General features: G+C 44.1%; 1 protein-coding gene. It reads right to left on the reverse strand.

Features of this window, described 5'->3' with window-relative positions:
- Window positions 1–171 precede the first annotated feature (171 nt).
- Window positions 172–272, reverse strand: a 101-nt coding sequence (locus O4H31_RS19510) for an iron chelate uptake ABC transporter family permease subunit (protein ID WP_269348179.1), incomplete at its 5' end; no start/stop codon positions are given.

Raw genomic sequence — 272 nt, forward strand, 5'->3', positions numbered from 1 at the left:
GTAATACCCTCCAGACGATAGATGGAGGAGTATAAGATTGCCCCATTACCAGAGTTAACCCCCAAGCGGACAAAGCTAATATCAACAAGCCGATAATAACCAAAGACCAACGTCGAAAACGTTGCTGACGAGCAATTCGCACTCTCTGTAATAGTAGCATTTCAGCGGATATCATAATTCTCGAACTCGCTGACGACGGACTATCCAGATAAAAAATGGTGCACCTATAAATGCCGTCACCACACCTACTGATAACTCACTTGGACTGGAAA

The organism is Sulfitobacter dubius (assembly GCF_027214245.1).
Lineage (GTDB): Bacteria > Pseudomonadota > Alphaproteobacteria > Rhodobacterales > Rhodobacteraceae > Sulfitobacter > Sulfitobacter dubius_A.